Annotated in this window: 21 protein-coding genes; 6 read left to right on the forward strand and 15 right to left on the reverse strand. The window is 61.6% G+C overall.

The window, feature by feature from the left end:
* Positions 1 to 80: 80 nt before the first annotated feature.
* The 3 genes from PQQ96_RS26695 to PQQ96_RS26705 all read left to right on the forward strand — a co-directional run bounded on the left by PQQ96_RS26695 (position 81) and on the right by PQQ96_RS26705 (position 3,580).
* On the forward strand, positions 81 to 1,502 hold the full coding sequence (locus PQQ96_RS26695; RefSeq protein ID WP_408298240.1) for a serine hydrolase domain-containing protein: 1,422 nt from the start codon (positions 81 to 83) through the stop codon (positions 1,500 to 1,502).
* Positions 1,503 to 1,902: 400 nt separating this feature from the next.
* Positions 1,903 to 2,796 (forward strand): NAD(P)-dependent oxidoreductase, encoded by an 894-nt coding sequence (locus tag PQQ96_RS26700; protein ID WP_408298242.1) that lies wholly within the window; start codon positions 1,903 to 1,905, stop codon positions 2,794 to 2,796.
* 100 nt (positions 2,797 to 2,896) lie between these two features.
* A complete protein-coding gene (locus tag PQQ96_RS26705; protein WP_408298243.1) occupies positions 2,897 to 3,580 on the forward strand; it encodes a class I SAM-dependent methyltransferase in 684 nt (227 codons plus the stop codon).
* A 58-nt stretch (positions 3,581 to 3,638) separates the two neighbouring features.
* Here PQQ96_RS26705 and PQQ96_RS26710 read toward each other — a convergent pair whose 3' ends face one another.
* The 8 genes from PQQ96_RS26710 to PQQ96_RS26745 all read right to left on the reverse strand — a co-directional run bounded on the left by PQQ96_RS26710 (position 3,639) and on the right by PQQ96_RS26745 (position 11,643).
* Positions 3,639 to 4,415 carry an SDR family oxidoreductase gene (locus PQQ96_RS26710; protein WP_408298245.1) on the reverse strand — a complete coding sequence of 259 codons (777 nt, stop codon included), beginning with the start codon at positions 4,413 to 4,415 and terminating at the stop codon, positions 3,639 to 3,641.
* A gap of 10 nt (positions 4,416 to 4,425) precedes the next feature.
* Complete coding sequence (locus PQQ96_RS26715; protein ID WP_408298247.1) at positions 4,426 to 5,235, reverse strand: SDR family NAD(P)-dependent oxidoreductase; 810 nt, start codon at positions 5,233 to 5,235, stop codon at positions 4,426 to 4,428.
* 3 nt (positions 5,236 to 5,238) lie between these two features.
* Positions 5,239 to 6,624: an aspartate aminotransferase family protein gene (locus PQQ96_RS26720; RefSeq protein ID WP_408298249.1), complete on the reverse strand. Its 1,386-nt coding sequence runs from the start codon at positions 6,622 to 6,624 to the stop codon at positions 5,239 to 5,241.
* Between the two features lie 53 nt (positions 6,625 to 6,677).
* Positions 6,678 to 7,445 (reverse strand): ABC transporter permease, encoded by a 768-nt coding sequence (locus PQQ96_RS26725; RefSeq protein WP_408298251.1) that lies wholly within the window; start codon positions 7,443 to 7,445, stop codon positions 6,678 to 6,680.
* Positions 7,442 to 8,209: an ABC transporter permease gene (locus tag PQQ96_RS26730; protein ID WP_408298253.1), complete on the reverse strand. Its 768-nt coding sequence runs from the start codon at positions 8,207 to 8,209 to the stop codon at positions 7,442 to 7,444. The genes PQQ96_RS26725 and PQQ96_RS26730 overlap by 4 nt, the downstream gene beginning before the upstream one ends.
* A gap of 66 nt (positions 8,210 to 8,275) precedes the next feature.
* Positions 8,276 to 9,256: an ABC transporter substrate-binding protein gene (locus PQQ96_RS26735; RefSeq protein ID WP_408298255.1), complete on the reverse strand. Its 981-nt coding sequence runs from the start codon at positions 9,254 to 9,256 to the stop codon at positions 8,276 to 8,278.
* Positions 9,257 to 9,359: 103 nt separating this feature from the next.
* The gene (locus PQQ96_RS26740) at positions 9,360 to 10,244 is read right to left on the reverse strand and encodes an ABC transporter ATP-binding protein (protein WP_408298257.1); all 885 of its coding nucleotides are present in this window, start codon (positions 10,242 to 10,244) and stop codon (positions 9,360 to 9,362) included.
* Between the two features lie 28 nt (positions 10,245 to 10,272).
* Positions 10,273 to 11,643: an aminotransferase class III-fold pyridoxal phosphate-dependent enzyme gene (locus tag PQQ96_RS26745; RefSeq protein ID WP_408298259.1), complete on the reverse strand. Its 1,371-nt coding sequence runs from the start codon at positions 11,641 to 11,643 to the stop codon at positions 10,273 to 10,275.
* Between the two features lie 95 nt (positions 11,644 to 11,738).
* Here PQQ96_RS26745 and PQQ96_RS26750 point away from each other — a divergent pair, with 95 nt between their 5' ends.
* The 3 genes from PQQ96_RS26750 (at position 11,739) to PQQ96_RS26760 (ending at position 15,369) form a co-directional block, all read left to right on the forward strand.
* On the forward strand, positions 11,739 to 12,497 hold the full coding sequence (locus PQQ96_RS26750; protein ID WP_408298261.1) for an IclR family transcriptional regulator: 759 nt from the start codon (positions 11,739 to 11,741) through the stop codon (positions 12,495 to 12,497).
* An 89-nt stretch (positions 12,498 to 12,586) separates the two neighbouring features.
* On the forward strand, positions 12,587 to 14,032 hold the full coding sequence (locus PQQ96_RS26755; protein WP_408298263.1) for an NAD-dependent succinate-semialdehyde dehydrogenase: 1,446 nt from the start codon (positions 12,587 to 12,589) through the stop codon (positions 14,030 to 14,032).
* Between the two features lie 140 nt (positions 14,033 to 14,172).
* Entirely contained in the window at positions 14,173 to 15,369 is a 1,197-nt protein-coding gene (locus PQQ96_RS26760) for a porin (protein ID WP_408298265.1), read from the forward strand.
* A 106-nt stretch (positions 15,370 to 15,475) separates the two neighbouring features.
* Here the strand turns inward: PQQ96_RS26760 and modA are convergent, their stop codons facing one another.
* The 7 genes from modA to PQQ96_RS26795 form a co-directional block, all read right to left on the reverse strand.
* Complete coding sequence (gene modA / locus PQQ96_RS26765) at positions 15,476 to 16,300, reverse strand: molybdate ABC transporter substrate-binding protein (RefSeq protein ID WP_408298267.1); 825 nt, start codon at positions 16,298 to 16,300, stop codon at positions 15,476 to 15,478.
* 14 nt (positions 16,301 to 16,314) lie between these two features.
* Complete coding sequence (locus PQQ96_RS26770; protein WP_408298269.1) at positions 16,315 to 18,441, reverse strand: TonB-dependent receptor; 2,127 nt, start codon at positions 18,439 to 18,441, stop codon at positions 16,315 to 16,317.
* Between the two features lie 132 nt (positions 18,442 to 18,573).
* Positions 18,574 to 19,407, reverse strand: a complete 834-nt coding sequence (locus PQQ96_RS26775) for an AraC family transcriptional regulator (protein ID WP_408298271.1) — start codon at positions 19,405 to 19,407, stop codon at positions 18,574 to 18,576.
* A 123-nt stretch (positions 19,408 to 19,530) separates the two neighbouring features.
* Positions 19,531 to 21,033, reverse strand: a complete 1,503-nt coding sequence (locus PQQ96_RS26780; RefSeq protein WP_408298272.1) for a DHA2 family efflux MFS transporter permease subunit — start codon at positions 21,031 to 21,033, stop codon at positions 19,531 to 19,533.
* 180 nt (positions 21,034 to 21,213) lie between these two features.
* Positions 21,214 to 21,891 (reverse strand): glutathione S-transferase, encoded by a 678-nt coding sequence (locus PQQ96_RS26785; protein WP_408298274.1) that lies wholly within the window; start codon positions 21,889 to 21,891, stop codon positions 21,214 to 21,216.
* A gap of 87 nt (positions 21,892 to 21,978) precedes the next feature.
* Positions 21,979 to 23,202: a dienelactone hydrolase family protein gene (locus PQQ96_RS26790; protein WP_408298276.1), complete on the reverse strand. Its 1,224-nt coding sequence runs from the start codon at positions 23,200 to 23,202 to the stop codon at positions 21,979 to 21,981.
* A 40-nt stretch (positions 23,203 to 23,242) separates the two neighbouring features.
* Entirely contained in the window at positions 23,243 to 24,883 is a 1,641-nt protein-coding gene (locus PQQ96_RS26795) for an AMP-binding protein (protein WP_408298278.1), read from the reverse strand.
* Between the last annotated feature and the right edge of the window lie 74 nt (positions 24,884 to 24,957).

Consider the following 24,957-nt stretch of genomic DNA (forward strand, 5'->3'; position numbering starts at 1 on the left):
CAAGCGGGTTGGTGCCGGCGGAGCGACCGCTTACCTTGAGCAAAGTGACGAAAGAATAACTAGAGAAAGGGAGCCATCCTATGGATTGGACGCTAGCGCGATCGGTGGCTGACAATTTCGTTGCGCAATGGAGATTGAACGACGGGCCTGGCGGCGGCGTGATGTTGTTCGATGAGAAGTCGATATTCGTACAAGCTTTTGGAGGCTTTGCGAACCTCGAATTCCGCGTCCCCTTTACTGCTCAAAGCGTCGTGAGACTGGCGTCGGTCACAAAACACGTTACTTCGGGCCTCGCGCTGAAGTATGTCGATCGGGGCGTCCTGAATCTGGATGAAAGTCTGAGTGTCTATCTTCCGCAACTCCGCGGAAAACAGCGGAGTGTATCCGTACGGGGGGCGTTGGATATGACCGGCGGTCTGCCGGATATGATCGACTCCGCCTGGATGCTTGGTGTCCCGCGCACGGCATTGCTGGATAGCAAACGGGTACTTGCTTTTCTTGCGGGCATCGAAGAGTTGAACTTCATGCCGGGCGATGAGTTCTCATACTCAAACGCAGGCTTTCGGCTGGTTGAAGCCGCAATCGAGGCGCGAGGCATCACACTCGAGAGCGGGATGAATGAGTGCTTCTTCAACGAACTCGGCGTTCACGCGGCGCTGCCCCGCGATCAGACCGATGTCGTGTCTGGTCTCGCACCGGGCTACTGGCAGGGTCCAAATGGCTGGCGTCACGGTTTGTCGGGTATGCCGTACTGCGGGGCCGACGGACTTGCAGCAAGCTCAGAACAGTTTGTAGGCTGGTTGCAGGCGCTACTTGCCGGTCGTGGTCCTGCACGCGGTCTACTGGAGCGGTTGGCAGTCTCTGCGACACTGTCCAATGGCCGCGAGACAGGCGTCGGGTTGGGGCTCACGAGTAGCCACATAGCCGGACATACTTTCCACGGTTTTGTGGGCGGCCTACCGGGCTATCGATCGGCATTCCTGCTGGCGCCGTCAATCAAGCTGGGTATGCTTGCGGTCGCGAATCGGGAAGATGCCGACGTTGGAGGTGCGATCGCTTCAGTATTTTCAGCGCTATTGGGAGGGCAACCGATTAAGCCGACACCAGGGGACGCGTTGCCGGACGGCATGTTCGTAACCGTGGATGGACCTGACTGGCTGGAGATCAATCAAGGGTACGCGACGTTCCTCGGAGCCCAGAGTTTTCTGCATCCGATCGGCGACGGACTATTCGATAGTAAGGCGTTCTATTTACCGATGAAGTTGCGGCAGAACGGTGACGATATAGTAGGAGAGGTGGGACATCGATTCAAACGCTTCCGGCGGATTCTGTCCGGCGTGACGCCTAACCCGAACTGGGCAGGTGAGTGGCGTCTTCGAGCGCAGGGCGGGCTCATCAGAATCGACGTCGACGGCAACCAGGCGCGAATTGTGATCGGAGCCGGTCCGGCAACCGACGTGGTGGCTCTTACGCCGCTTGATGAGCGTCGCGCGATTTTCTAACGGACTGAAGGTCCCCGACGACAGCGCGTATGTCTGCTTTTCAGCAGCGATGGCCGGTCAGTATTGCTCGCGACGCAACGTAGTCGAGTGCTGTCTTTCCAGCGTATCTAGTTTCGACCTGGTTTCCAACATCGGCGATTGAGCCGGTCACCGGTCTTCGCGCGACGATCGCAAATATCAAACGGCACGCACGAGCGCAAATTGTCGTTGCGCCCCGCCGCCGCACAGATTGCGGCGATTTAGATAAACTGAGCGGCGTCGCCCGGCTCGAACGACACCGTCCGGAGAGAGCGTCACGGGGTGCCAAAGCGGCCGCCCTGTCGTCGTGCGAGCGCACCTGCATCCGCACCCGACCCACCGAGCCGTGGTCATAAGCAACGGTTAAGAAACGGAGACACTCATGAAAATAGGATTCATCGGCCTCGGCGTGATGGGGCAGCCAATGGCGCTTAACCTTGCGCGTGCGGGCACCCCATTGGTGGTGTGGAATCGCTCCCCGGAACGTTGCGCCGCATTGCGCGACGCAGGCGCGCAGGTCGCAGACAGCGCCAGCGACGTTTTCCGTCAGGCCCGCATCGTTATCCTGATGATGGCAACTGACACAGCGCTCGACGCGGTGCTCGGCCGCCACACCGCGGATTTCGCGGCGAACGTCGCACAGCATACGATCGTGCACATGGGCACGACATCGGCCGACTATTCGCGTGGCCTCGAAGCCGACATCCGCGCCGCGGGAGGACGGTACGTCGAGGCACCCGTCTCGGGCTCACGCAAACCGGCCGAAGCGGGGCAGTTGGTGGCGATGCTGGCCGGCGAGCCGACCGCCGTCGAAGAAGTGCGTCCGCTCCTCAAGCCGATGTGCCATGAAACGGTGATCTGCGGAGCGGTGCCCACGGGTCTTCTGATGAAGCTGTCGGTCAATACATTCCTGATTCCGATGGTGACCGCGCTTGCCGAGGCGTCGCATCTCGCACGGCGCTACGGGCTCGACATGAAGCAGTTCCAGGCCGTGCTCGACGCAGGCCCGATGGCGAGCAACGTATCGCGCGTGAAGGTCGATAAGCTCGTGAACGAGGATTTCACGGTGCAGGCTTCGATCCTCGACGTGCTGAAGAACAACCGGCTCGCGGCCGAGGCGGCGCGCAATGCGGATCTCGCGTCGCCGCTGCTGGATGTGTGCTTTGACTTGTATACCGAGACCGCCGGGTTGGGTCACGGTCAAGCCGATATGGTGGCCGTCGTGCACGCGATCGAAGCGCGCAGCGACGCGAGGGGAAATGACTCGCGCAATTGACCTGCGGCCGAGATCGAACTGAACCATCGGCAACCCGCGCGTTTAGAGCTGCCATGATGCAAGGTATCACGAGTAATCGACACGTTGGACGGAACGAGCGATGAACATCGAACTTCTTAGCGACGGCAAAATCATCGATTCATGGAGACATAACGCTTTGCCATGGATGAATGCGGTACGCGGAGGGGAAATCGAGAGCAGGCGATTGGTCACCGATCGGGCCGTGCTGGATGCGGTGTTGGCTTGCGATCCGGCCACCGTCCTCGATCTGGGCTGTGGGGAAGGCTGGCTTGCTCTCGCGCTTCAGCGCAATGGAATTGGCGTGACGGCGATAGACGTGGTGCCGGCATTGGTGCTCGCCGCGAAGCAAGCCGGCGTGATCGACGGCAGGGTTCTGTCCTATGAGGAGATGGCATCCGGACAACTCAAACTGAGCGCTGACGTCGTGGTCTGCAATTTCTCCTTGCTCGGCAAGGAATCGGTAGACGGTCTGCTGCGCACTATTCCAACGTTACTCAAACCGGATGGGTCCTTGATCGTGCAAACGCTGCATCCCCTGGTTGCATGCGGTGATTTGCCGTACCTCGACGGCTGGCGAACGGGTTCGTGGGCGGGGTTTGGTGAGGCGTTTAGCGATGCCCCGCCTTGGTACTTCCGGACCTTGCATGCATGGCTTGAATTGATGTGGAGTAGCGGGCTCACGCTTCAGGAGATGCGAGAGCCGTTGGACCCGCGAACCGGCAGGCCGGCATCGGTGATCTTTCGCGCGAATGTGCGAGCTTAGTTGAGGGTCGCGATAGCTGCTTACCAATCTGTCACCAATGTAACCCTTGAATGCGCCGCTATCCCATGAAAACCGGACTTTCCGGTAGCGTCGACCCCCCATCCACGACGATCGTCTGTCCGGTGACATAGGCGGCCTCGTCGCTGGCGAGGAACAGCATCGCGTGCGCGATGTCTTCGGGCCGGCCGAGACGCTTCAATGGGATGTACCGCGTGAGTTCTGCCTCGCCGAAGCGCTCTTTTAACGCGGTCATCGCCGGCGTGTCGATATAGCCGGGCTCAACGCCATTGACCGTGATCCCGTATGCGGCCAGTTCTAGCGCAGCCGTGCGGATGAACCCATTCACCCCGGCCTTGCTCGCTGCATAGTGGGCGGTCCCCGGCATCGCCACCCGCGGCCCGGTAATCGACGACGTCACGAGAATCCGGCCACCACCACGCCTTTTCATATGCGGCAACGCGGCCTGCGAGAGATAGAAACACGCTTTCAGGTTGACCGACAGAAGGCGGTCCAGCGAGGTCATGTCCATCGTTTCGATCGGGTCGCGAGAGAAGGCCGCTGCGTTGTGCACGACAATGTCGAGTCCGCCATACTGCGCCGCAACCTCATCGACGGTTCGGCGAACGGCCTCGGCGTCGGCCACGTCAAGTGCGATAAATGAGGCTTGGGCACCGCGCGAGCGCACTTGCGCGGCAACATCCTCACCCTGCATCGCGGTCCGCGCGGCGATCACAACCGTCGCGCCTTGCGCAGCAAACACTTCGGCGATGGCGCGGCCAATACCCTGGCCGCCTCCGGTGACAAGCGCAATCTTGTTGTCGAGTCGTTTGGTCATCACATTGTCCTCACACTGCAAGGCGGCCTCCGTCGACTGGATACTCAGCGGCCGTCGTAAACGAACTCTCATCGGACGCAGCGAAGAGCACCGTATAGGCGATTTCCTCAGGTGTCGCGATGCGCTTGAGCGGCACGCGCGCGCTGAATGCGGCACGCGTGGCTGCTACATCGCGGGTGCCGAACGTACCCTGTTCGGCCCATTCCTCGATCTCGCGGCTCACCATCGGGGTCTCGGTCACGGCCGGCAGTACCGCGTTGACACGAATGCGATAGCCGCGCTCGGCGAATTCGATCGCCGCGCATTTGGTCAATTGCCGCACGGCGGCTTTCGACGTGCCGTACGCGATATTGTCTGGAATGCCCTGCACGCCGAGCACCGACGACAGGTTGACGATCGCCGCGCTGCCGGAGCGCGAGGGGTCACGCGCGGTCATGGCGGGTATCGCATGCCTGATGCCGAGGAACACGCCCTCCACATTGACGCGCATGACCTGGCGAAACTGCTCCAGCGTTGTATCCTCGATTGATTTGACCAGCGCGACGCCTGCGTTGTTGACGAGAATGTCGAGGCCGCCGTACTGGCCCTGGAGCCACGACATCGTGCGCTGCCAGGCTGCCTCGTCGGTCACGTCGAGTGCGCAGAACACCGCACGGCCACCGGTTGCCGCAATCTCGTCGGTGACGCGCGTGCCTAGCCCCTCATCACGGTCGGAGACAATGACCGTTGCACCCTCACGAGCGAAAAGTCTTGCAATCGCCGCGCCGATGCCCTGGCCGGCACCGGTGATGAGGGCGATCTTCCTATCGAGTCGGCCCATCGTTCACGCTCCAGCCAGTTCGGTCAGGCATTCGGTGAACGCGAGATTGTGCTGGTCGACGTCTTTCAGGGTCAACTGCGGACACGCGAGCATCATGTTATGGAACGGCGTGATCAGCACGCCGCGATTGAGCAGATACAGATGAATGAACGCTTCAAGCGGTCCGTTGCGTCCCGTCTTCGCCTGCGTGCCGTTGACGGGCGGTTGCGGCATGAACATGTACTCGGCGCGTGCACCGATCTGCGTGACATGCCACGGCAACTCGAACCTGGCGATATCCGCCTCGACGCTGCGCGCGATGCGGGTTGCCATGTCGATCATGTGCGCATAGTTCTCGTCGGTCATGACATGTTCGAGCGTGGCGCGCAGCCCGGCAATCGTCAGTTGGTTGCCGGCAAGTGTGCCGCCGAAGCCCGAATGATTATTGCGCTTCTCGCCCCCGGCCCAAACCGGCGGCTTCGCCTGCCACACGCGTTGCGCGACTTCTTCGGTCACGCCGTACACGGCAGAAGGAATGCCACCTGCAATCGCCTTGCCGAGCACGAAGATGTCCGGCTCGAGTCCCCACGCCCGTGTGCAGCCGCCCGGCCCGGTCGAGATCGTGTGGGTCTCGTCGATTAGCAGCAGCGCGCCGTATTTTCGTGTGAGCCGCCGAAGCGCATCGTGGTAACCTGGCGCGACCGGTACCATGCCGATGTTGGTCATCATCGGTTCGGTAATCACACACGCGACATCCCCGTGTGACAACTCACGCTCCAGTGCGTCCACATCGTTGAACTCCACGAGGCGCACCAGCCGCTCGTGGTCCATCCCGTTCGGATGCACATTCGTGCGCGCGCGCATGCGCCCTGACGCACCGAATTCGACCTGGGTTTCGTCTACCGAACCGTGATAGTTGCCGTTGAACACGAGCACTTTGTCGCGCTTCGTGATCATCCGCGCAAGGCGCAGCGCAAAGCGGTTCGCATCCGACGCGGAGGTGGCGAGCTGCCAGTAGGGCAGGCCGAAGCGCCGGCGCAATTCCTCACCCACCCACACACCGTCTTCGGACGGCAGCATGGCGGTGACGCCGCGTTGCGCCTGCCGCGCGATCGCATCGGCAATCGCCGGATGCGAGTGGCCGAACATCGAACCTGTATCACCAAGGCACAGGTCTACGAATTCGTTACCGTCGACGTCGCGCAACCGCGCGCCCTTTGCTTCACTCATGTAGACGGGATAGGAACCCGCCCACAACTGCATCCAGTGGAGTGGCGTGCCGTACAGGTAGACGTGTTTGCCTCGCTCATACAACGCGGCTGAACTTGGGTGACGCGCTTCGAATCGCTGCTGTTCGCGTTCGATCAGGTGTTGCATGCGCTGCGTATCGATATCCATCATGTGTCCCATTTCTCTTATCTCTTGATTCAATCTTCACTTTCTGACTGCGGCGGTACAGGTCGTCACCGCCCGGCGCTCGCGCGTTCGTGGTGCCATGCGAGCAGGTTGCGTTCAATGCGTAAAAACAGTGTTTCGATGCACAGCGCGGCTATGGCGATCACGAGGATCGTCGCGAGACCGGCAGCGATCTCGAACTGCTGCTGTGCAGTAACGATAAAGTTGCCGATGCCATTGGTGGACAGCAGCATCTCGGCGCTCACGCTGATCAACAACGACAGTGCCACGCTAATGCGAATACCGCTGACAATCTGCGGCAGTGCCGCAGGCAGGTCGATGCGCCACATGATCTCGCTGCGCGACAGGCCAATCGAGCGTCCGACGTTGATCAGCAACGGGTGGGTCGCACGTGTCGCATCGATTGCGTTGATGAGGATCGGGAACGCCGCACCGTAGAACACGACAAGGATCTTTGCCATGCTGCCGGTGCCCGCGAACAACATGACCACCGGCACGATCGCAAGCGGCGGAAGCGGGCGCACCAGGTCGAGCAGCGGTTCGACAAACGAGGCGAGCGAGCGCATCCGGCCCAGGCAGATGCCAAGCGGCAGCATGGTCACGAGCGAAAGCGCGAAGCCCGCGCTCGCGCGCACCAGCGTGATGCCAAGCGCTGGCGCCAGTTCCCCGGCATGGCGAACCAGTGCTGCCACGACATCGATGAATCCCGGATAGTTCTGCGAATTAACCAGCCGGGCCGACACTTCCCACGCAGCCGCCAGCAACACCAGAAAAACGATTCCGGGAAAATTTGTGCGTTTTGCGAGCGCTCTCATAGTTGCACCATCCTTGTGAGACTCTCATGCCATGGCACCGTGATTGCGCGCAAACGCAGCACGGCCTGGTTGAAGAGCAGACCGTTGAACCCGGCGACGACCAGCAACGCGAACGTGTCCGCAGTGCGCATCGAGAACGCGCTGTCGTACAGCATGTAGCCGATGCCGTCGCTGCCGGCGAGCATTTCCGCTGCGATCGTCGCGATCAAACAATCGGCGACGGCGAGGCGCACGCCTGTCAGCATCGCCGGCATCGCAGCCGGAACCCGCACTTGCCACAGGATTTCCCATGCGGAGTAGCCGAGCGTGCGTGCGCTTCTCAGCTGCACGGGTTCGTTGTCCGCCAGTGCGGTTGCCGCACTGACATACACGGTCCACACACCGGAGAAGCAGACGATGAAGAGGAACAGCTTCATGCCGAGCCCGAGCGCGAAGATCGACAGCGGCACGAGCGCCGCAGGCGGCAACGACCGCATGATGTTGACGACGGGCCGAAGCGCGTCTTCCACCAGACGGTGACGTGCGGCAAGCACGGCCGCCGCGAAGCCGATTGCGACTGCCGCGATGAGGCCGATCAGTGTGCGCATCAGCGTGAGCGGTTCGTTCTGCCAGAACTCTTCCGAGCGCAGTTGGCCCACGAGCGCCTCGAACACGGTGCCCACACCCGGCATGTACTCTCTCGGCACGTGCCCGCTCCACACCGCGAGCTGCCAGACGGCGCAGCCGGCGAGAAATCCGATGCACGGTTTCATCCATTGTTTCATCGCATCACCTTCCTTTGATGCATTCGTCGGAACCGCGACGAAGCATGACGGCTTCGTCGCGTCGCATCATTTCGCGTTCACGTCCGCCACGAGGCTGTTGGCGTCGAGCGGCTCATGCAGCAGCCCGTTTCGCGTCATCGAGTTGATCAGCGGGCGCAGCGAGGCGGCATCCGGTGTCAGGTCGCCCCAATCGAAGTAATGCGTCACCTGGTGCGCCAGTTCCGGCGTCAACTTGAATTCACTGACGAGCCACTGCGAATAGAGATCGGGATTTGCGCGAAAGTCGGCGCTTGCACGTGCCAGCACGCGGTTAAAGCGCTGCAACACGTCCTTGTGCTGTTGCACCCAGTCCGCGCGCGCAAACAGCACGTCGAGCGCGATTCTCTGGTCGGCCGGGAGATCCGCCACGACGCCGGATGCAAGCGTGACCGCCTGGATCGCCGGCGACATCTTTGCGGCGGCGTAGAACGGTTCCGAGATGCACGCCGCATCGGCGTTGCCGACTTGCAGCATGCTGCCCATCTGCGGCATCGGTACGATGATCTTCTTGACGGTGTCGTAGGGCACGCCCGCCTTGGCGAGATGGTCCTTCACCAGCAATTCGCAGATCGCACCCGTGGCGTTGATTGCGATCGTCTTGCCGCGCAAGTCCGCGAGCGTATGGATGTTGGACGACTTGCTCGCAACGATCCACACGTCCTGCTTGCCGGCCGCGCCATATTCATAGTCGAGGGTGTCGACGATCACGAACGGCTGATTGCGCGCCCGCGCGAAGATGACGGGGATGATGCCCGCGTAGCCGATGTCGACCGACCCGCTCGCCACCGCGCTTGCTACCGCCGGACCGGACCCGAGCGTCACGAGTTCAGGCTTGAGACCCTCCGCGGCGAAATAGCCCTTCTTGTCCGCGTAGTAGAGCCGGATCATCGAGTCGGCGCGTAAATCGCCGATCTTGATCGTTGTTTGCGCGCTGGCCACCGATGGGGTCACCGCTGCGGCAGCGACGCCGGCAAGGAATAAAGCGCAACTGATCAAGCGCTTCCACATGATTGTCTCCTGAAGTTTTCGTTGATTGAATCAATTCGGGGCTGGCGTCGCTATGCGACCCGCACGGGCCGGCGCTACGGCGATAGCCGACGGCGCGCGCGGTTCAGGCTTGCGTGCGCATCTGGTGGATCATCGCGAGGATCTTGTGCCGCAGGTCGAGAAAGCCGCGGTCTTCGCGGGTTTCGAGTTGCGTGCGCGGTTTCGCAAGCGTTACCGCGAACTCCGCCGCAACTACGGTCGGGCGCCGCGACAGCACAACGACGCGATCGGCCATGTAGATGGCTTCGTCGACGTCGTGCGTGACCAGCACGCAGGTTTGCTGGTAGCGTTTCGCGAGGTCGAGCAGCAGGTCCTGCATTTCGGCGCGTGTCTGCGCGTCGACCGCGGCGAGCGGTTCGTCGAGCAGCAGGAGCCGGGAACGAGCCGCGAGCCCGCGCGCAATCGCCACGCGCTGCTGCATGCCGCCGGACACCTGCCACGGATAGTGACGCTCGAAACCCGTGAGGCCAACGCTCGCCAGCAGTTCTTGCGCGTACTCAAGCTTCTGGGTCCGGTTGAGATCCTGGGCCCGCTTCATGCCGAAGACGACGTTGTCGAGATTGCTCTTCCACGGCAGCAGCGAACGGCTGTAATCCTGGAAAACGACCGACACGCCGGGGGGCGGCGCGCCGACGGGCTTGTCGTCGAACATGACGGAGCCGCTGTCCACCGCGTAGAGGCCGGCAAGACACATCAGCAACGTGGTCTTGCCGCAGCCGGACGGGCCGACGATCGAGAGGAACTCGCCTTCGCGGGCGTCGAACGACAGATCGCCGATGATCTGGTTGCGCTTGTCCCCCTCGCCGAGGGTTTTGGCAATGCGCTGTACCTTCAATAGCGTTCGCATCGTGTTGTTGGCCCGGTTGAGCGTCGCGACGTCGGACACCCGGCTTGGTTCGATCGGCTGCGACGCTGACGCGTCGCGCTGCAGTTTCAAATGCGCTTGCACTTTTCTCCTCCTGCGTGGCTGTCCGTGCTTAGTCCGCCGCGATCGCGGCGAGACCGGCGTGCAACCCGTCCATGCTCTGGTCGACGTGCGCTTTGTCGAAGATGAGCGGAGGAGACAGGATGATCTTGTTACCCGCGATGCGCACCAGCAAACCATGCGCGCAGATCGTCTCGTAGAGCTTCCTGGAAGCGGGGTGGGTTGGCGGCAGTGGCGCCCTGGTGGCCTTGTCGAGCACCAGTTCGATGCCGAGCATCAGCCCTTTGCCCCGCACGTCGCCGACTTGCTTGTACTGCAGCAATTCCTGCAGACGTTCGAGGAAATAATCGCCCTGGCGTCCGGCATTGCCCGGCAGGTCCTCACCCTCGACGATATCGAGGTTGGCGAGCGCGGCGGCGCAGGCGAGGGGATGCCCGGAATAGGTATAGCCATGCATGATCGCCGCCAGCGGATGGTCGCTTTCCCACGCCTGGGCGACGCGCTCGTTGACGACCGTCGCGCCGAGCGGCACGTAAGCGGAATTGATGCCTTTCGCGAAGTTCATGATGTCGGGGGCGACGCCCCAGGCGCGTACACCGAACATGTGGCCGGTACGCCCGAAGCCGGTCACCACCTCGTCGGCGATCAGCAGGATGCCGTGGCGATCGCAGATTTCGCGTACGCGCGGCCAGTATGTCGCGGGCGGCACAATCAGACCACCGGCGCCTTGCACCGGCTCGGCGACAAACGCCGCGATCGTGTCCGCGCCCTGATACAGGATTTCCTGTTCCAGCAGGTCGGCGCAGATCGCGGCCAGCTTGTCTGGATCGTCGGTCCAGCGGTTGCGGTACAGATAGGGCGCCTCGACCTGGAAGAAACCGGGCACGAGCGGCTCGTACGCGCGGCGCCACATGACGTTGCCGCTTGCTGACATGCCGCCGAAATGCAGGCCGTGATAACCGTGCTTGAGCGAGAAGATCTTGGTCTTTTCGGGCTTGCCGGAGAGCTTCCAATATTGACGCGCGAGCTTGAACGCGGTTTCGTTCGCGTCCGATCCGCCCGAGCCATACATGACACGCGCCATCTTCTCCGGCGCGAGCATCTTGATGAGCCGGGCCGACAGCGCAATTGAAGGGGGGTTCGAGAGGTTGGAGAACGTGCCGTAGTACGCGATCTGGTCCAGTTGCTCGACGATCGCGCGTTTGATCTCGGGGCGGTTGTGGCCAACGTTGACGCACCACAGGCCGGCCGTGCAGTCCAGGTAAGTCTTGCCTTCGATATCGCGAACCAACACACCGTCGCCTTGCGCGATGATGGTCGGAGGAGTGGTTCTGGTGGCTGCGGGCGCCGTCATCGGATGCCAGATGTAGCGCGCGTTGTCGGCTACAGTGGAGGCCCGGTCGGATACGGGATTACTGAACACTTCGCTTGTCTCCGTTAATAATATATAAACAGCGTTGACATATCGTTAATGCAGTATGGTAAACTGCCCTCTGTGTGTCAAGTCGGATTCCATCCATGAAAACCCTTGCGAAGTCTCTTGACGTGCTGGCGCAGTTCGCGAGCGCCAGTACTGATCTAGGTGTCACCGAAATCAGCCTTCTCACCGGCATCGACAAAGTGATCGTTCACCGCATCCTGAAAACGTATGCGGAGTACGACTACCTGGTGCAGCACCCCACAACGCGCCGCTACCGTCTGGGCAATGCAATCCTTGCGTTGGCCGCGGCCCAGCAGCACAGCTTTCCGCCTCTTGAGGCGGCGCGACCGCATCTGCTTCAGTTGTGGAAGGGCACCTCTGAAACGATCCATTTCACAGTTGGGCGTAAGGACGAAATGGTCGTGCTGCAGGTCTACGAGAGTCCGCTGCCCAATCGGGTAGCGGCCGATCTCGGGGAGCACGTTCCGATGTACTGCACGGCCGCTGGCAAGCAGTGGCTCGCGCGCTTGCCGGAGAGCGCAGTACGCGACTATCTGAAACGCGTGCCGCTCGTGTCACGCACGCCTCAGACGATTACTGATCCCGAGTTGCTCCTCGCGGAACTCGAGCGGACGCGGGAACGTGGCTACGCACAAGACCACGCCGAATATGAAGAGCATCTGCACGCGCTCGCCGCGCCAATCGTCAATAGCCGTGGCGAACTGCTCGCCTGCGTCGCGCTTGCCGGCCCGGCGGCGCGGCTCACCAAACGGAGCATGACGAAACTCGCGCCGCTTCTGACCGAGCGGGCGCAGGCGATCTCTGCAGAGCTCGCCCATGTGTCGTCGATTGACTGATCACCCCGAATCCGGCGGGCGCGGGTAAGGAATGCGGCGAACGTTTCACCCCACGGCCTCACGGATCAACTTTCCTAAAGGAGACACCGTTGAAAACGTTCGACTATCCTCAGCCGCGCCAATACATCGCAGGCCAGTGGCGTGACGGCACGGGCGCAAGCTCGCTCACCGTGACGAATCCCGCGACCGAAGCGACACTGGCGACCTTCCACGCTGCGTCTGCCGACGACATCGCGCAGGCGGTCGACGCGGCCAATAGCGCCTTCCGCGTGTGGGCGGCCGAAACACCGCTCGCTCGCAGCAAGGTCATGCGCGCGGCCGCCGAGCGATTGCGCTCACAAACGGAGCGCGCTGCCGCGTTGCTGACGCACGAGCAGGGCAAACCGCTTGCCGAAGCGAAACGCGAGATCGGGCAGGCCGCTGAAATCATCGAATGGTTTGCGGAAGAGGGGCGGCGCGCGTACGGACGCATCATTCCGAGCCGCTGGCCAGGCGTCCAGCAGACAGTGGTGCAGAAGCCAACCGGGCCCGTTGCAGCGTTCACGCCGTGGAACTTTCCGGTGATGCTGTCGGCATGCAAACTCGCGGCGGCACTGGCGGCCGGTTGTTCGGTCGTGTTGAAGCCAGCGGAGGAAACGCCGGCCGCGGTCATGATCCTCGTCGACGCTTTCATTGAAAGTGGCGTGCCGCCAGGAACCGTGCAGATGCTGCTGGGCAATCCGGCTGAGATCTCAAGCACCTTGACTGCGTCGCCCGCGATTCGGAAGATCAGTTTCACTGGCTCCATCAACGTCGGACGGTTGCTCGGCGAGCAGGCCGGGCGGCATCTCACTCGCGTCACGCTGGAGTTGGGCGGACATGCGCCCGTGGTTATCTGCGAAGACGCCGACTTTGACAAAACGCTCGACGCGCTGGCCGGATTCAAGTTCCGCAACGCCGGGCAGATCTGTGCGAATCCGTCGCGCTTCTATGTTCACCGGTCTTTGTACGCCCGTTTTGTAGAGGCATTCGCCGCGCGCGCAAGCAGTTTGCGTCTTGGCGACGGGATGGACCCGCAGACGGAAATGGGCCCGCTCGCCAGTCGTCGCCGCATCGATCACATGGCGTCGCTCGTAGACGATGCGCGCAGCGCTGGTGCCCGCGTGGTCTGCGGTGGCGATCGCGTCGCACGTGCCGGCTTCTTCTTCCAGCCGACGATTCTTGCGGATGTGCCGGACACGGCGCGCGTGATGACCGATGAGCCGTTTGGACCGGTCGTGCCGTTCGTTCCGTTCGATAGTCTCGACGACGTGATCGCACGCGCCAACCACCTGCCTGTGGGCCTCGCCGCCTACGCGTTTACGACTTCGCTGCGCAATGCCGATCGCCTTGCGGACGAACTCGAGGCCGGCGCGATTGGCATTAACAGCGTGTCGCTGCTGCAGCCGGAAACGCCGTTCGGCGGGATCAAGGACAGTGGCTTTGGCCGGGAGAACGGCATCGAGGGATTGCAGGACTACCTGTGCGCGAAGTTCGTCAGCCGTAGCGGGGCGTAGGCGTCACCGTCGTTCACCAGCGTCACTGTCGTTAACCATTAAGCCACGCCGATTTGCTTGACACCAAAAAGACGACATCCAATACTCGATCTATATTAGAAACAGCGTTGATATTATATCAACGCAACCAGGAGATAGAGATGAGGCGTGTGTCTTGTGGGTTGGTATGTCTCGCGGCTTCGATCGGTGTGGCTCATGCGCAGAGCAGCGTGACGCTGGCGGGCGACATTACGACGGGGATTGCCTATGTCAGCAACATGGGATCGGCATCCAACTGGAATCCCTATGCAAGCAACCCGGGACAAGGGCACGCCTATCGATTTCTCGATAACAATTCGACCGGCAGCCGGTTCGTCCTGAAAGGGACGGAGGACCTCGGTGGCGGCATCGCCGCAATCTTCAACCTGGCAGACGGCTTCAAGCCGTCGAACGGGGCGTTCGCGCCGGGCGCCGGCGGCCGGCTGTTCGGCTCGCAGGCCACGGTCGGTCTGCGCAGCGCCACCGCAGGTACCGTCACGTTCGGCCGCCAGTACGATCCGACCCAGGATCTCGTTGCCATGTACGCGTCGGATAACGACTGGGCCGGCACCATCGGCGGTCATGTGGGCGACTCGGACAATTTCGATGGCTCGTTCCGGGTCAACAACTCGGTCAAGTACATGAGCCCCGAATGGGCAGGCTTGAGCGTGGGCGCGTTATATGGCTTCAGCAATCAGGCGGGCGGCTTCAGCAACAATAGCGTGTGGTCCGCCGCCGCGGGCTATCACAATGGCCCGCTTGGGTTGGGTGTCGGCTATATGCGCCTGAACAATCCGGACAGTGCGACCAACCAGGCAGGCGCGGTCGGCGCGTTGAACGGGGTAGGCTCAACCGACGACTATTCGAATCCGTTCACGACAAATCCGTTCGGGGCGCTGGTGGCGAAGCAACAGATCGTGAGCGCGGGCGGCGCCTATACGATCAAGAACGCAACGATCGGTGCGACCTTTTCAGATGTTCAGTATAACTATTTAGATCAGACGAGCCTGCATCTGCAGAATTACGAGCTGAACTTCAAATACGCGCTGACGCCCGCGCTCGTGCTCGGCGCGGCCTATCTCCTGACGGACGGCAAGTTCTCGGCGACACCGGGTATGGAGAACAAGAAGCCGCGGTGGAATCAGATCAACCTCGGTGCCGATTACAACCTCTCCAAACGCACGATGGTGTACCTCGTGGGTGCACTGCAGAAGGCCAACGGGGACGCCCGCTACGCCGCGCTGCAACCTTCCCTGTTTCCCTTCTCGTCCTCGAGCAAACAATTTGTGATCACGGCGGGGATCGATCACAAGTTCTGAGCCAGCGCTTCGACGGCGCCTTGTCGCCGTCGTCCGTCATTGGGTTTCGTACGAGCGCGCCGTCCGGCGAAAAACGAACGCCTTAGCGCGTCGGACGGCGGCGATGCTACTGGCGCGCGACCGGCGTGAACCCGTAACGTGTCAGGACGTCCTGCGCCTCCGGGCTCATCAGATACAAGGCAAGCCGGTACGCGGCGTTTCGCGTGGCAGCGTTCTGCGGCAGCTCCAGGACTGTCATCCCATAGTCAGCGGAGATGCTGAGGTTGGAAGGGAGTTCGACCTGCACAAGGGAAGAATCGGGCTTTGTTTCGTGAGAGCTGCAATAGCCGATGAAGACATCGACACGCCGGGTCGCCATAAAGTACTTCACCGGATTCTGACCGGCCGGAACCTGAGGCGCTGCTGCGCCACCTACCAACTGCTGCGCTTTCGTTTCGAGAATCTGCTTCGCTCCGGGGCGGACTGAGTCAGCTTTCGCGAACAACGCCCATGCATAGTCACCGCCCGGGTCTGCCTTCGGTGTTGACGTGCCGATCTTTACGTTCGGATCAAGCAGTTTGTCGAGCAGATTGTCCGTTGTGAGGCCGACGTCCGGGCGGGCCTGAACGCAAACCCGATTCCGCGCAAAGACAACAGTGGGCGCCGCCTTTCCCTCTGCCGTCAGGCGCTGCGGATGCGCCATATTGGCGGAAACGAAGATATCTGCCTTGGCGGAATTCTCGATCTTGTTGAGTAGAAGTCCTGCTGGCCCTGTCACGAGATCAATCTTCTGGCCAGACTCCGCGGTGTATTGATGCGTGATAGTGGTGAGTGCGCCGCCCATGCTTCCGGCAGCATAGATCGTGACCGCCGCTGGGGCGGGTGCTTGCTGCGCCCACGCGATGCTCATGGTGCTGCCGAGCGCGACGGCAATAAGGGTGCGAAGTACCATCTGTTGGTCCTTGTTCAGAGATTGATTTGTAGCGAAGCGCGGACGGTACGTGGGGCGCCAAGCGTGCCTGTACCGTAGTCGGAGCCGGTGTAGCCATTTTGTCCACTTGGCGTGATGTTGGCCCAGTACTGGCGATTGGTGATGTTGTCGATGGCAAGGCGCAACGTCACTGATTTGCCGGCAATTTTCGTTCTGTAGCGCGCGCCGAGATCAAAGACGGTGTAGCCGTCGACATAGTCGGTGTTCGTATAATTGCCTGGCCGACGGCTTGCGTAGTTCATGTTGATGTTGAACCCGAGACCGGCGACGGCCGGCACGGAGTAGTCAAGCAGAGCATCGAATACGACGCGCGAGAGCCCGAGGATCTGTTTATCGCTGGTAGACGCCGAGCCCGTGTCGAACAGACGCGGGTCGAGTAGCGAGATCCCCGTGAAGATGTTGAGATCTCTTGTAACCGCGCCTGTCGCGGTCAGTTCAAGTCCGCGATTAACCTGTTGACCTTGTTCAGCAAAAACGTTGTTCGCGCCGACAAATGCGTACGGCCGCTCGATGCGGTAAAGGGCGGCGCCGAGCGTCACCTGGCTCACATCGACTTTGTAGCCCAGTTCCCATTCTTTGCTTCGGTACGGAGCGAGGCTATCTCCCGCATTTGCCGATCCCGCTGGGGCATTGTCCCCCTGTTGAAGACTGTCAGCGTACGTCAGATAAGCCGTCATATTATTTTGCGGCTTAAACATCAGACTGGCCGTTGGGCTGATGCCGTCCGCGTTGTACTTGCTGGTCGTCGCGCCCTGCTTGCTGTAGTTCTCGGTGTGTATCCAGCTCTGGCTTGCGGCTAGCAGCGTTGACCAGTATCTGCCGAATCCAATCGTGTCCCCGACGCTAATCGACTGCTGGACCGTGTTGGAGGACAGATATCGATTTGAGAAATCGGGCAGCGGAGGTTTCGCAAAAGACAGCGGATCGTTGATGCTTGCACTGCCGAGCGTAATCGCGCCTGTTTGATACGGCGTATACCGATTCCAGTAGAAACCGGTGGTCGACACGAAGACGTCGTGTGACAGGCCGGCAAGCTCGGTGTGGCCATTCAGCGCGATGGTGTTGCTGACGATCGTATCCAGGCTGTACGTGGTCGTCGCGGTGGTCGTCGTATAGGCGCCGGTCTTGCTGGTGATGGTATTGGTCGGCACGGTCGACGCACGGTCGTTCGTCTCTCTCAACACGCCTGCGCTTAAGTGCCAGTCCTTGTTGAAGTCGTGCTTCAAGGTGGCACTGAACATGTTGGTGACGTTGTCATCACCCGCCCATGATTGGCCGTAGCCCGGACGTGTAGGGTCCGGAGCACTTGGGAAGGGTACGTTGCGGGCTAAAGCAAACGTTCCTGGGAATCCGGTTGACAGGTAATGGTACGTGCTGAAATTGGTCTCAAGCGTGGTGTCCGGGGTGAAACGAACGTCGAACGCGAGGCTTGCCAATTCTCTGCGCAGGCGACTGCCCTCCACATATCCCTCACCGTTCTGGTTGAGCAAATTCAGCCGATATCCGAAGAGGTCGTCGTTGCCAAAGTGTCCTCCGAGGTCCAGATGTTCAGTCAAGGACTGGCGTGACTCGTAGCCGACCGTGAACTCGCGCAGCGGCTCGGCGGTAGGCCGTTTGAGCACGTAGTTAAACGTGCCGGCAGGACTGGCGGGTCCGTACAGCGCACCGGCCAGGCCATTTAGAACCTCGATCTGCTCGAATTGCTCGATCGGATAGTCCGTTGTCGCGGCGATGTTCATGCCATCGATCCGCGTGTTCTGGACAACGCCGGCCTGCATCCCTCGAGTCTGCGGGCGGATATTTTCGCCCTGAACCGTCGGGATGAAGCGAAACGCTTCCCGCACGCTCTGGAGTTGCTGATTCTCCGCGAGTGATGAGGGGACGACGCTAATTGAGTACGGCGTATCAAGAAGCGCCTTGTCGCCTAGCGGTCCAACTGTCGTTCGGTCGATCTGATACGACGGGTATTGAGTGGGAGAAATTCCCGTGATGACCACTGGTGTGAGTTGGATTCCGTCGTCCTGAGCATGGACTGAGAATGTTGCGCCCATCCCCGCTGATACGAGGGTGAGCGCCTGAAAGGCGTTGATTGTGCGAGTCATGGACCTTGAACTATCTATTTGGCATCGTTATATCCTTCTATATATAACGCAATGCATGAACTCTCGACAAGCCGTAGCCCGTGATAGATGGAATTTGGCCAAAACTCCGCTCAGGATGCCTAGCGACTGAAATCAGGCCTTCAACGGCAGCCAGATCTCGAGCCCACCCATACCGCTGACCGGATCGAACTTCTCGTCATAGCGCTCGAAGTTCGGCGCATCGGCAGGCACATGTCCCGACGCCGGCAGCCACTGGTTCCAGATCGTGTTCACGGTGCGCCGGATCGTCGAGATATGCTCGCGATGGCTGAATACCGCATACCGCTGCGCGGGAATACGTACGCGGCTCAACTCGGCGGGCAGCGCCGAAAAGTCGCTGACTTCGACGCCGCACAGGTAGTCGAAGTTGCCAGCATCATCCGCGTTGTAGCAAACGCCGTAGGCCACGCCGCCTACTTGCCCCGGCACCTTGCCGTAGTAGGCGCCGAAGCGCGCCCATTGCGAGGGAATGGCGGTGCTGGTGTCGCAGGTATAGCGCTCGCTGAGACCCGCGACGAGAAACGGTTTGCCGTCTTCGAAACGCGGTGGTTCCAGATGGGTGAGAAGGGTTTCGTCCATTTTGATCGGCTCCACGAGGGCAAGGTTGTCGAGATGACCACGCGCACGCAGTGCTTCGGGTGTGAGTCCGAATTGCTCGCGAAACGCACGCGTGAATGCTTCGTGAGAACCGTAACCGGCTTCGATGGCGACCGTCAGGATGTCCGGTGCGCCGTCGGCGAGGCGACGTGCCGCTTCGCTCAGGCGGCGCGCACGAACGTAACGCATCACCGACAGCCCGGTGGCCGCTTCGAAAGCACGCGCCAGGTGAAAGCGCGACACGCATCCACCATTGGCGATGTCGTCGAGCGTTAGCTCGCGGGCAAAATGGCTTTCGATAAACCAGAGCGCTTTTCCAACGGGGTTCATATCGGCTCTCATGTCTGCATGAAGCCAGCATAGCCGGGCGCGATCCGGCGCATTTGATCGTGCTTGCGGTGTTGCGGTTGGGATTGAATGACGGCGATTGACCTGATGTTAAGTGGAGGCAGGTCAGTAGCGTTCGGTCGCCGGCGCGTTACTGGCGCCATGCGGCTGCGCTGCTGTGGGGCCGCCGTGACCGTGTGAGTCCGCCGGTGTGTCCTCCCCCTGCGGTCGCCCCGGACGGAGCAGCAAACCGCCCAGCACACCCGCTGCAGCCGCGAAGATCGCACCGAACAGAAACGCCACGTGGTAACCACTGTTGAGCGCCGCCGCGGCGCTCCCGGATGCCTGCATCGCCTCGCTGCGCGCGGCAGCGAGACTTGCGAGCACCGCGAGACCGAGTGCGCCACCCATCATGAACGACGTATTGACGATACCGGAGGCCAGGCCCGAATCGCTCGGATCGACGTCGCTCATGGCGGCCAGCAGCATCGGGTTGAACGCGATGCCCGCGCCGAAGCCGAGCAGGATCATGCCCGGCAGCACGTCGAGCACGAAGCTGCCGTTGACCGGCGCGCGTGCAAACAGCGCGAGGCCACATGCCGCGACCAGCAGCCCGGCGGCAAGCGGAAGGCGCAGACCGAAGCGCATCACCACGCGTGCCGAGAGGCCCAGCGAAAAGAAGGCCATGATCAGATTGGCTGGCAGGAACGCGAGCCCAACCTGCAACGGCCGGTAGCCGAGCACGCGTTGCAGATACAACGCGGAGATGAAGAACCACGCGAACATCGCCGCCGCCCACAGCACGCCGACCACGTTGGCCGTCGCGACATTGCGCAAGCGGAACAGACCGAGCGGCATCAACGGATGCTGCACGCGCGCTTCGATCACGAGAAACACGGCCAACAGCGCGAGCGCGGCAAACAGCAGGCCCAGCGTTTGCGCCGAGGTCCAGCCGGCTTCGTTGCCGTTCACGACCGCGTACACGGCGAGCATCAACGAAGCAGTCACCGTCACCGCGCCGGCCACGTCGAGCCGTTCGCCATGAGCATGACCGCGTGCCGACGGCAGAAGCGCGACGCACAGCGCGTAGACGGCGATACCAATCGGCAAGTTGACGAGAAAGATCCAGTGCCAGCTCAGCAGGTTGGTCAGCAGGCCGCCAAGCAATACGCCGATACTGCCGCCACCCGCGCAGACGAAACCATATACGCCCATCGCTTTCGCCCGTTCACCAGTCTCGGTGAACAGATTCATGATCAGCGACAGCGAAACAGCGGAGACCACAGCGCCGCCCAAACCCTGCACGGCACGTGCGCACACCAGCAGCACTTGCGAGTTCGCCATGCCGCATGCGAGCGACGCCAGCGTGAACAGCGTGATGCCGCCGAGGAACAGTTTGCGGTGGCCGTAGAGATCGCCGAGCCGCCCGCCAAGCAGGAGGCAGCCGCCGAAGGTGAGCATGTACGCATTGACCACCCACACCAGCGAGGTCTCGGTAAAGCCGAGGTCCGCGGCGATCGACGGCAAGGCAACGTTCACGATCGTCGTATCGAGCACGATCATGAGCACACCGAGGCACAGAACGATCAGCGCCAGCCAGCGTTTGTTGCCGTGGATGGAATGGGTCATGCAGGGGCTCCTTTGCCGGGGTCAGCCGGGCGCCAGCGGATGCAAGCGAATGCCGGACGTGCCACCACTCGGCACGAAGTCGGAAACCCGGTCGGCAACCCGTTGATGGCAATGGGGAATTTTAGTCTAGCACCCGCGACTTTTGACCCCCAACTACGAATTCCTGGGCGGCGTTGGCCGTCAGTCGCCACCCGGCAGTTCGTACTTGCCGCCGCGCTCCAACGCCCGCTGATAAGCCGGCCGCGCGTGAATGCGCTTCAGGAAATCGACTACGGCGGGAATCTGGCCTTCCATGCCGCCGCGCGCGGTGGCGGCTTCGAGCGGAAAGCTCATCTGAACATCGGCCGCCGTGAGATCGTTGCCGGCGAACCAGCCGGTCGCGCCCAATTCTTTATTGATGTAGCCGAGGTGCAATTTCAACTGCGGATCGATGAAGCTCGATTGCAGCGTCGACGCGATCTTGCGAGCGATCGGTTTGGCAAAGAATGGCATTGGTGCGCCGGCGATGCGCAGGGCGACCAGTTTGAGCAGCAGCGGCGGCATCGCCGAGCCTTCCGCATAGTGCATCCAGTAGGTGTAACGCAGCCGCTCAGGCGTGCCTGCAGCGGGCGCGAAGCGGCCCTGACCGTACTTGTCGACCAGATACTCGATGATCGCGCCGGATTCGGCGAGGGTCTGGCCGTCGTCGGTGATGACGGGTGACTTGCCGAGCGGATGGATCGCGCGCAACTCGGGCGGCGCCAGCATCGTCTTCGGGTCGCGCTCGTAGCGCTTGATCTCGTACGGCACGCCGAGTTCTTCGAGCAGCCACAACACGCGTTGCGAGCGGGAGTTGTTCAGATGATGGACGATCAGCATGGGTCGAGGGACGTTGGCCAGTGGAGTGTCACATCATAGGGGCGTTGTGCCGAGGCGGGGCTCTAGTTGCCCGCCCCTGGTCAAACGTCACACCCGCGACTTCGCACCCATCAACCGATTCGACGGCAATGTCTCGTCGAGCAGCTTGCGCGCGCTTTCGATACCGGCCACCGGCAGCCCCTCGGGATTCAGCAAGCCGACCTGCACCAGCACGGAAGCCTGATCCCAGTAGATGTGCTCGTTATACAGCTTGTCGCCGCGGAAGCACACCACCGCCAGCATCGGCACTTCGAAGTATTTACCCGTCGGTGCGACGCCGGGCAGCAACCAGTCGATTTCGCAGCTATGCGTGCAGCTGAAAATGAACTCGTCGACGATGCGGTCCGCGCCGATGGTGCGCGAAATTGGAATCAGCTTCGTATCGGCGGGATTCGAATTGACGAAGTGATGCGTGTAGAAGCGCTTGAGGTTGTCATGGCCGACGCCGCCCGTCATGGTGGGGACGTGATTGACATAGGGCTGCGCGACCATGGTCGGCATGACGGCGTCGACGTCGCGCGTGGCGAACTCGTAATAGCAGTGCGCTTCCCACAACGCGTTCAGATCGTACACAGGCCCCAGCACTTTACGCAGCAGCGCCAGCGTGCGCGAATAGGCCATCATCGCGGCGGGTTTGTCGTACTGCGGGCGCGATGGTGCGGCGAATGCATGATCGCAGCCCGGGTACACGTATTGCTCGATTTGCGGACGCGTGCGCAATGCGGCGCTGATCCGCTCGCGCGTCTCGGGCGGACAATGCGCATCGTTTTCGGGGAAGTGGAACACCATCGGGCAGCGCACGGCTGGCACTTCATCCAGATGGTCCTGGAGACCGACGCCGTAGTAACTGACCGCGCAGTCCACGTCATTACGTGCCGCGCTCAGGAACGCGAGCTTGCCGCCGAGACAGTAGCCGACGGTGCCCACCTTGCCGGCCTGCTCGGGCAGCGCGCGTAAAGCCGCGACCGTTGCAGCGATATCGTCGACGGCGAGATCGACATCGAAACGCCCGAGGTAATCGAGCGCCTGCTTCATATCGGCCTCGTCATAGCCGAGCGAGATGCCCGGCTCGATCCGCCAGAACAGATCCGGCACCAGCACGACATACCCTTCTTCTGCGAAGCGATCGGCCATCGCTTTCATCGTATCGTTGATGCCGAAAATTTCCTGCAGCAGAACGAGCCCCGGGCCCGAGCCTTGCGCCGGACGCGCGACGTAGGCGTTGAAACGGCCGCCATCCTGGGCGACGACTTCGATGAAAGAGGCAGCCATGCGGTGTGTCTCCGACGGGAAAGAGGGGCGACTTGATGGGCTACGTCATCGTACGCAATTCAAAGCGTTTGAGCTTGCCGGTTTCGGTGCGCGGCAGCGCTTTGATGAAGGAGATGACGCGGGGGTATTTATACGGCGCCACGCTATTTTTCACGAAATCCTGCAGTTGCGCGACCAGTTTGTCATCCGGCGTATAACCTGGGTTCAGTACCACGAAGGCCTTCACGATCTGCCCGCGCGTCTCATCTGGCACTCCGATCACGCCGCATTCAGCCACCGCGTCGTGCTGCATCAGCACGCTTTCCACCTCCGGGCCGGAGATGTTGTAGCCGGCGGAGACGATCATGTCGTCGGCGCGGGCCTGGTAAAACACGTAGCCGTCTTCGTCGAGATAGACCGAGTCGCCGGGAAGATTCCAGCCGTCGCGCACGAACCGGGTTTGCCGATCGTCGGCGAGATAGCGGCAGCCGGTCGGTCCGCGTACCGCAAGTTTGCCGATCGTACCGGGCGCAACGGGCTGCATGGCGTCGTCCACGGCTTGCACGACGTAGCCCGGCACCGCGCGACCGATGGCGTGCGGGCGAATCGCGTCGCCTTGGGACGAGATGAAAATATGGATCAGTTCCGTGCCGCCGATCCCGTCGATCATGTCGATGCCGCTTGCGTCGTGCCATAGCTGGCGCGTCGAATCCGGCAACGCTTCTCCTGCCGAGACCGTTTTCTTCAAGCTTGAAACGTCGTGATGCGCCACGAGCGGCGCCATTTGCCGATAGAACGTCGGCGCAGTGAACATGATCGTCGCGTGAAAGCGTTCGACGGTTTGCAGCAAGGTCTCGGGCGTGAGCCGCTCGATCAGCACAGTCGACGCCCCCACTCGCAGCGGAAAGCACAGCAAACCGCCGAGTCCGAACGTGAAGGCGAGCGGTGGCGTGCCACAAAACACATCGTCCGACGAAGGTTTCAGAACATGACGCGGAAACAGATCGCACATCGCGAGGACGTCGCGATGAAAGTGCATGCAGCCCTTCGGTGCGCCTGTCGTGCCGCTGGTGAAGGCGATCAGGCAGACATCGTCAGCGGCGGTGTCGCAGGCCGTAAAGTGGTCCGGTTTGTTGATCGCGAGGGTGTCGAGCGAATCGGCGGAATCATCATGAAACAGGCGCGTTTGTTTCAGGCCCGCGCAGTAGAACTCGTCCTGAGGATTGTTGCAGCGCGCGAGTTCATCGGTGAGTCGTGCGTCGCATAACGCGGCGCTGACTTGCGCCTTCTCGATGATCTGCTTGAGTTCTTTCGCGCGCAGTAGCGGCATGGTGGGCACGACGACGAGGCCGGCCTTCAGCGCGGCGAGCGCCGTGACCGCCATGTGCAACGTGTTCGGTCCGCGCAGCAGGACGCGGTTGCCCGGCTGCAAACCCATTTCGTCGACCAGCACGTGCGCGCTGCGATTCACCAAAGCAAGCAACTCACCGTAAGTGGTCGCCTGCGGCTTCCCATCCACGTCCGACCAGATCGCCGGACGGTCGCGATGACCCGCTTCGATCGTTCTGTCGAGCAATTCCGTCGCGCAATTGAAGCGCGCCGGGTAAGCAAGGTCCGGGTTGTCGAGCAGAAAGACCGGCCATTGATCCTGCGGCGGAAGATTGTCCCGCGCGAAGGTATCGACGTGTGCTGACGGTTCCATCATTGTCTCCCGGTCGTTGAGCCGGCTGAATGTGCTTCGGTTGGCTGGGTGGCTAGGTGTTTCGTATTTCGTGC

The organism is Paraburkholderia sediminicola (assembly GCF_046027825.1).
In the GTDB taxonomy this organism is placed as follows: domain Bacteria; phylum Pseudomonadota; class Gammaproteobacteria; order Burkholderiales; family Burkholderiaceae; genus Paraburkholderia; species Paraburkholderia sediminicola_D.